Here is a 7,711-nt window from a genome sequence, read left to right as displayed (position 1 = left end):
CACATCAGCATATTAATAGCAGCCCGCAACGAGGCGCATACTATTACTCGCTGTCTTCAGGCAATTGAGCAACTGCACTATCCAAAAGAAAAAATTGAAGTACTTATAGGAGATGATGCCTCCACAGATGCTACCCGTGCCATTATAGATGATTTTATACAAGATAAGCCGAATTACAGGTGCATCTCCATTAATTCTGCCATGGGGCTGGCCAAAGGTAAAGCCAATGTTTTGGCGCAGCTCTCCCGCCTTGCCACTTCCGACTATTTTTTTTACACCGATGCCGACATAGCCGTTCCGCCGCAATGGGTAACTGCTATGCTAGCCAGCCTTGATCCAGGTACAGGTGTTGTAACCGGCACTACCACCATTGCCGGAAAAAGCCTTTTTGCACGCCTGCAGGCTATGGATTGGGTGTATGCGCTGGGGCTGATGCAGGTGTTAACCGACCTGGGTTTGCCAGTTTCTACTATGGGCAACAACATGCTCCTGACGCGCCAGGCCTATGAGGCAACAGGTGGTTATGAGCAAATCAGGTTTTCGGTAACCGAAGATGTGGCCATATTTAATCAGGTAATAAAGCGCGGTTTTGGCTTCCGGAACCTGTTCCACAACTCCGTGCTGGCCTTTTCGGAGCCTGCTGCCACACTACCCGATTTGCTGCGCCAGCGCCGGCGATGGATGCGCGGCTCCATGCACCTTCCGTTTTACATGGTCCTGATTCTGGTGCTGCACGCTGCGTATTACCCCGTGTGGCTGCCCTTTTTTGTGCACACTTCTTTTGCTATCATGATGGGTGTTTTTGCCCTTAAACTACTGCTTCAAAGTATTTACCTCCGCATTTGCCTCAAGCGCCTGCATTTGCCTTTGCCGTCGTGGTGGCTGTACTTTCTTTTTGAGCTTTACCTGGTCTTCACTTCCGTGCTGCTCATCCTGTTCTTTTTTATGCCCTCTGGCGTTAGCTGGAAGGGGAGGAAGTACTAACAGACCCTGACTACCTGAGCCCACTGCCAGCTACCCTTGGCACTTTTAAAGCAAAACTCCTTCTGGAGGCCATTTTCATTTAAATAATTTAACCGGTAATTGTTAAATGGCTGACCTATACCAGCAATTTTATAACCTGTTTTTGAACTATCCCGGCATAGAATTCAACTGGTAAGATTAGATCGTGAATGACAGTTTTAAAAACAGAGAGCGGTTAATTCACTTATTTAAAGGAGTGCCTTCAAAATACTAACAGATTTAAATATTTGTTATGATCGTTTCGTCTGAAAATGTATATTTGAAATCTGCTTTAGGTGAAGATGCTCCTGCTATCAGGAATCGACATGGATCTGTGATAACACGAATTGACATACGCTCTGTTTCATCACTTGAAATAAAAACCAAATTTTTCGCAGCAATGCCGGCTACCTCTTCAGATAACCGGTATTCTTAAATACTTTATCTTTTATGTTCTTAATTGATTCGCACGCCCATATTTATGCAGAGGCCTTTCGGCAGGACCAGGCGGAGGTGCTGGCAAAAGCAGAGGCTGAAGGAGTGCAGAAAATTTATATGCCAAACATCGATCATACCTCGATTGATGTGATGCTGGAAACAGAGGCTCGTCACCCGGAACTTTGCCTGCCCATGATGGGGCTTCACCCGACATCTGTTCAGAAGGAATTCGAAAAAGAGCTGTACCTGGTGGAGGAGTGGCTAAGCAAGCGCAAGTTTGCGGCAGTAGGAGAGTGCGGCATCGATTTGTACTGGGATAAAACGTTTCTGCCGCAGCAGCAGGAAGCACTGCGGGTGCAGGTGGCCCTTGCGAAAAAATACCACCTGCCCCTGGTACTGCACACCCGCGATTCTTTTGAGGAAGCTTACGAAATTGTTGCCGCCGAACAAGATGGCACCTTAACAGGTGTTTTCCATTGTTTTACGGGTTCTGTAGAGCAGGCCGTAAAAGTAACGGAACTAGGCTTTATGATAGGAATAGGAGGTGTGGCCACTTTTAAAAACGGAGGCCTCGATTTGTTGTTGCCTCATGTAAAGCTGGAAGATCTTCTGCTGGAAACTGACTGCCCCTACCTGGCGCCAGTACCCTTCAGAGGGAAACGCAACCAGCCAGCCTATCTTTCTTTTGTAGCCAGTCGGGTGGCAGAGCTTATGCAAAAGCCCCTGGAAGAAGTTGCAGCCATTACAACCCGAAACGCTCTCCGGCTCTTTAAATCTGTGTCATGAAAATAGAAAAAGTAGAAATTGATACCGCAGCACCGCTCGATCCGGAAGCTTCTATTTTAATTATATACACAGGTGGAACTATCGGGATGGTTTTTGACGAAAAAGCCAAACACCTGGTGCCTTTCAACTTCAGCCTGATTCTGGAGAAAGTGCCGGAACTACAGCAGTTTAAGTATTTGCTCACGGTAATCAGCATAGAGCCGCCCATCGATTCTTCGAATATGAACATTGCGGAGTGGGCAATGCTGGCACGACTAATATCGGAGCATTACGATAGTTACGATGGCTTTGTAATTTTACACGGAACAGATACCATGGCATACAGTGCCTCGGCTATCAGCTACCTGTTGGAAAACCTGCAAAAGCCTGTCATATTTACCGGAGCCCAGGTACCTATTGGCCGCGTACGTACAGATGCCCGGGAAAACCTGATTACAGCGCTACAGATTGCCGCCACCAAAATTGATGGCAAAGGCCTTGTGCCGGAAGTGTGCATATATTTTCATAATTTGCTTCTGCGTGGCAATAGGGCTAAAAAAGTGGAGAGCCGTCACTTTAACGCCTTCAAGTCAGAAAACCATCCGCTGCTGGCTAAGGCTGGCGTAGACATAGACTATTACTGGGGAGCTATCCGTCCGCATGCCCGCGAGCCCTTTAAGGCGCACTTTCACATGGAGGACCGGGTAGCCATCTTAAAGCTTTTTCCGGGTATAACAGCCAGCGTGGTACGTAGCATTTTAGAAACTCCCGAACTGCGCGGTGTAGTGCTGGAGACGTTTGGTGCAGGCAACGCGCCAACTTCTTCATGGCTCCTGCAACTGCTGCGCGAAGCCATCGGCAGAGGTATCTATATACTGAATGTGTCGCAATGCGATGAGGGCAGGGTGCAGCAGGGACGTTACGAAACAAGTAAGTACCTGCTCGACATGGGCGTTATCGGCGGTATGGACATTACTACCGAAGCAGCCATCACAAAAATGATGTATGTGCTCGGTTTTAACTTAAGCCGCGAAGAAACAACCTACTGGCTGGGTGCTAACATCAGGGGAGAGATTACGCTATAATATAAACTATAGGCAGGTTTAGTTTGCAAAGATGAAAGTAAATACCTTATCTTTGCACCACCAAAAAACAGAGAGTTGTCCGAGTGGTTGAAGGAGCACGCCTGGAAAGTGTGTATACCTCAAAAGGGTATCGAGGGTTCGAATCCCTCACTCTCTGCTGATTATCATATCAAAAACAACTAAAAGCCTGCAAATCAAATGATTGCAGGCTTTTTTGTTTTCAGAACTCTACCAAATTATTCAGTTTTTCGCAAAGAAAAGGTGAGTGATTCGGTGAGTCATTTTAGAGAAGTTCTTTACTCACCAGATTCTACATAACCAGTTGATATACAAGCTGTACGATATCTGTACATCTTGACTACAGGTGACTGCAAAGCTACATTTGTTTAACTTTTAAAGGTCACTATTATGAGAGTCAATTTCAATCTTCTCTTCTACCTGAAGAAGCCCAAAAACTATCAAACAGGCCCAGTACCTGTTTATCTGAGAATTACAGTTGCCGGAAAGCGTGCCGAAGTGGCAACCGGAAGAGAATGTGAGCCGAGCAGGTGGAATACCGCTGCCGGACGTGCTTCCGGTACAAAAGAAGCAGTTAAATTATTGAATGCCTTCCTGGATAACCTCCAAGCAAAGGTTTATGAAGCCCATCGCCAAATGATGGAGGAAAGTGCTGATGTTACTGCTGAAAGCCTGAAGTACAGGCTAACCGGAAAAGCAGAGCGGGTAAGGTATCTGATGGAGATATTTGAAGACCACAACCGTAAGATGGCGGCCCTGGTCGGCGATGAATTCGCTCCAGGAACATTAGAGCGTTATATAACCTCCCTAAGTCACACAAGGGACTTCCTGCAATGGAAGTTTCAGATTAATGACATTGACATCCGTAAAATAGATCACGCCTTCATCACGGAATATGAGTTCTACCTACGGAGTGTGCGGAAGTGTGCAAACAACACCGCAGTTAAATACATCAAGAACTTTGGTAAAATTATTCGGATCTGCCTGGCCAATGGTTGGCTAATAGCTAATCCGTTTATCAACTACAAAGCTAAAGTTAAAAAAGTAGACAGGGTATTCCTTACGGAGGAGGAGATAGGGGTGATGGCAGCCAAAGAGTTTGCAATGGATCGACTGGGGCAGGTGCGGGATGTTTTCCTGTTCAGTTGCTTTACGGGACTGGCGTATGTAGACGTGCAGAAACTGAAGCGGTCAAACATTGCCATAGGCATCGACGGGGAGAAATGGATATACAAGAACAGGCAGAAAACAGATACTTCTTCCAGAATCCCACTCCTGCCAACTGCATTAAAAATACTAGAAAAGTATCAGGAACATCCACAGTGCTTAAATCAGGATAGATTGCTGCCCGTGCTGAGTAACCAGAAAATGAATGCTTATTTAAAAGAAATAGCTTCTCTCTGTGGTATAGACAAAGAGCTAACCTTTCATATTGCTCGACACACGTTTGCTACTACTGTTACGTTGCTAAACGGGGTTCCGATTGAGAGTGTTTCGAAAATGCTTGGACATACTAATATCAAAACAACGCAGCACTATGCCAAGATCCTGGATGTAAAGGTAAGTGAAGATATGAAGTTGCTGCGACAGAAGTTTGTGTAGATATCGATAAATACGATACAAGTACTTTAAAAGGATTGCTCAGGAATTGTGGGCAGTCCTTTTGTTCTATAGAAAGCAATTTAACAATTGCTTCCGACACGATCTTACTATCCATACAAAGGGTGCAAGGGCTGTGGTGACAGGTAAAGAATGATTTGGTTTTCCAGGTTTAGCTTCAATCTTATATTTTAAGATTTCTCCTTTATTTATGGATAAAATACTATATATTTAAGCACATTAATGTGATAACACAATTTTTCCCTGACTCCCGTTGTACCTATGAACCAAAATCCCGAACAGATTGCCCGCGACCACATCGATAAACTGTTAGTGTCTTCGGGCTGGCTGATTCAGGACAAAAAGAAAATAAACCTGAGCGCTGCTACAGGCATTGCCATACAGGAGTACCAGACTGATGTAGGTCCGGCCGATTATGTGCTGTTTGTGGATAAGAAGCCGGTAGGCATTATAGAGGCCAAGCGTGAGGAAGAGGGCGTAAAGCTGACGGTACACGAAGACCAGTCTACAGATTATGCCACCGCCAAGCTGAAGTACATCAACAACGGACCGCTGCCGTTTGTGTATGAGAGCACCGGCAACGTCACCCGATTTACCGATTACCGCGACCCTAAACCCCGTTCCCGACCTGTTTTTACCTTTCACCGGCCCGAAACGTTTCAGAAGTGGCTGAAGGAGGAGAAAACTCTGCGCGGCCGCTTCTGCGATATTCCGGAGCTGCCGGAAACGGGCCTGCGCGAGTGCCAGGTACAGGCCATCACCAACCTCGAAAAGTCGTTCCGGGAATTCCGGCCTAAGGCGCTGATACAGATGGCCACCGGTTCGGGCAAAACCTTTACGGCCATCACGGCTATTTACCGACTCCTGAAATTTGCCAAAGCCAAACGTATCCTGTTCCTGGTCGATACCAAGAACCTGGGCGAGCAGGCCGAGCAGGAGTTTAAAAGATACGAGCCGCAGGATGACAACCGCCTCTTCCCGGAGCTCTACGGCGTTACCCGCCTGAGCAGCTCGTTCGTACCCACCGACAGCGAGGTATACATCAGCACGATACAGCGGCTGTATTCCATCCTGAAAGGTACGCCGCTCGACGAGCGCGACGAGGAAGAGAACCCCAACGAAGGAAAATGGCAACCGAAGGAGCCGCTGCCGGTGGTGTACAACGAGAAGGTTCCGATGGAGTTCTTCGACTTTATCGTGATAGACGAGTGCCACCGCAGCATCTACAACCTCTGGAAACAGGTGCTCGATTATTTCGATGCCTTCCAGGTAGGCCTCACCGCCACGCCCGACAACCGCACCTTCGGCTACTTTAACCAGAACCTGGTGTGCGACTATGGCTACCAGCGGGCGGTGGAAGACGGGGTGCTGGTGCCCTATAATGTGTTTGAAATTGTAACCAAAGTAACACAGGGCGGCGCAAAGCTGGAGCTGGGCGAATACGTGGGCACGCGCGAAAAACTAACCCGCAAACAATTCTGGAATACGCTGGACGAGGAGGTGGAGTACAAGGCCACGCAGCTCGACGACAAGGTGGTAAACGTAAACCAGATTCGGCTCATCGCTAAAGCAGTGCGCGACAACCTGCCGCACATGTTCCCCGACCGCCTCGATAAGGACAGCAAATTTGAAGTGCCCAAAATGCTCATCTTCGCCAAAAGCGACAGCCACGCCGACGACATCATCAACATTGTGCGGGAAGAGTTTGCCGAGGAAAACAAGTTCTGCAAAAAGATAACCTACCGCTCCGACGAAGACCCGAAAAGCGTGCTGCAGCAGTTCCGCAATAGCTACTACCCGCGTGTGGCCGTAACGGTAGACATGATTGCCACCGGCACCGACATCCGGCCGCTGGAGGTGCTGCTCTTTATGCGCGACGTGAAAAGCCGCAGCTATTACGAGCAGATGAAAGGCCGCGGCACCCGCACCTGCAGCCTCGAAGAACTCAAAGCCACCGGCACCCCTTCCGCCCGCTTTACCAAAGACCATTTCGTGATCATCGATGCCATTGGCGTGGAGAAGAGCCGCAAAACCGACAGCCGCCCCCTGGAGAAAAAGCCGGGCCTGTCGCTCAAGGAGGTGCTGGATGGCATTGCCATGGGAAACACCGAAGAGGCTATGCTCAGCACACTGGCCAACCGCCTCATCCGGCTCGACAAGCAGCTGAACGAAAAGGAGAAAACAACTTTTGCCGAAAGAGCAGGCGGCCAGTCCATCAACCAGGTGGTGAAGAAGCTCCTGCACGCCCACGACCCGGACACGGTACAGGCCATCACGCTGCAGGTAAAAGCCGAAAACCCTGGTGCTGCACCTGCCACCATTGCCGCGCAGGCAGCAGAGCGGCACCAGGAACTGGTGGAGCAGGCCGTGGCGGTGTTCCACGATTACGAGCTGCGCGACTTTATCATCGACATCCGCAAAAAGTACGACCAGATCATCGACCACATCAACCCCGATGAGCTGGTGACCATTGGCTGGGTGAAAGACAACAAAGCGGACGCCGAAAACCTGGTAGCCGATTTCCAGAGCTGGATAGAAACTCATAAAAACGAAATCGTAGCTTTGCAGCTCTTTTACGGGCAGCCCTACCAGCGGCGCGCCCTGACCTTCCGGATGCTGAAGGACCTGGTGGAGACGATAAAAAACGCCAAACCCACCCTGGCGCCGCTCCACGTCTGGCGGGCTTACGAGCAGCTGGAGAAAGTAAACGGCCAGCCCAAAAATGAACTGATGGCCCTGGTAGCGCTCATCCGGCGGGTAAGCGGCCTAGACGATACCCTGAC

The 7,711-nt window shown here is 48.9% G+C and carries 5 protein-coding genes and 1 tRNA gene; all 6 read left to right on the top strand.

The window, feature by feature from the left end:
- On the top strand, positions 1-984 hold a 984-nt coding region (locus FVR03_RS23200), incomplete at its 5' end, for a glycosyltransferase (RefSeq protein ID WP_147924163.1).
- A gap of 468 nt (positions 985-1,452) precedes the next feature.
- Entirely contained in the window at positions 1,453-2,226 is a 774-nt protein-coding gene (locus tag FVR03_RS23195) for a TatD family hydrolase (RefSeq protein WP_147924162.1), read from the top strand.
- A complete protein-coding gene (locus tag FVR03_RS23190) occupies positions 2,223-3,290 on the top strand; it encodes an asparaginase (RefSeq protein ID WP_147924161.1) in 1,068 nt (355 codons plus the stop codon). Before FVR03_RS23195 ends, FVR03_RS23190 begins: the two co-directional genes overlap by 4 nt.
- 69 nt (positions 3,291-3,359) lie before the next feature.
- Positions 3,360-3,447, top strand: a tRNA-Ser gene (locus FVR03_RS23185).
- A gap of 251 nt (positions 3,448-3,698) precedes the next feature.
- Positions 3,699-4,910, top strand: a complete 1,212-nt coding sequence (locus FVR03_RS23180; RefSeq protein ID WP_147924160.1) for a site-specific integrase — start codon at positions 3,699-3,701, stop codon at positions 4,908-4,910.
- Positions 4,911-5,189: 279 nt separating this feature from the next.
- Positions 5,190-7,711 (top strand): type I restriction endonuclease subunit R (locus FVR03_RS23175; RefSeq protein ID WP_147924159.1); only part of this gene is annotated, 2,522 nt, incomplete at its 3' end.

It is taken from the genome of Pontibacter qinzhouensis (assembly GCF_008017455.1).
Classification (GTDB): Bacteria; Bacteroidota; Bacteroidia; order Cytophagales; family Hymenobacteraceae; genus Pontibacter; species Pontibacter qinzhouensis.
Note: the sequence above shows the minus strand (reverse complement) of the source record. Positions and strands in the feature narration are given on the sequence as shown.